A 596-nucleotide genomic window follows, 5' to 3' on the forward strand; every position below is an offset into this window, starting at 1 on the left:
GCTGTAGTCACAGGAGCGAATCAGGGCCTGGGCCTCGCGCTGGTGCGCGGCCTGGGCCACCGACTGGGCGAGGGCGGCGTGGTCTACCTGTCCGCCCGTGACCGGACCCGCGGCGAGGAAGCCGTCCGGCTGCTGGAGTCCGAAGGGCTGCGGCCCCGGCTGGCCCTGCTGGACGTCCGGGACGACGCGAGCGTGCGGGCGCTGGCCGACCGGCTCGGGGCCGAGCACGGCGGGGTGGACGTGGTGATCTCCAATGCCGCCGCCCGGATCACCCCGGACCGCCCGCAGGCCGAGCAGGTGGGCGAGTTCGTCGACACCAACAACCACGGCACCTACCGCATGATCAAGGCCTTCGTGCCGCTGCTGAACGACGGCGCCCGGTTCGTCGTGGTGGCGAGCTCCTTCGGATCGGTCCGCAATCTGCCCTCCAAGCTGCACGACCGCTTCGACGAGCGGAAGGTGACGCTGGAGGAGATCGAGCAGAGCATGGACGAGTAGGCCGGGCTGGTGCAGGACGGCCAGGCGAAGATCAAGGGCTGGCCGGACTGGAGCAACGTGCCGTCCAAGGTCGGCCAGGTGGCCTCGGTCCGGGTGCT

The 596-nt window shown here is 71.1% G+C and carries 1 protein-coding gene; it reads left to right on the top strand.

Translation table 11 applies throughout. The features are described 5' to 3' along the window. A partial coding sequence (locus ABD323_RS44000; protein WP_344447612.1) for an SDR family NAD(P)-dependent oxidoreductase occupies window positions 1-498 on the top strand: 498 nt, incomplete at its 5' end. Window positions 499-596 lie beyond the last annotated feature (98 nt).

Source organism: Kitasatospora nipponensis (assembly GCF_039528135.1).
In the GTDB taxonomy this organism is placed as follows: domain Bacteria; phylum Actinomycetota; class Actinomycetes; order Streptomycetales; family Streptomycetaceae; genus Kitasatospora; species Kitasatospora nipponensis.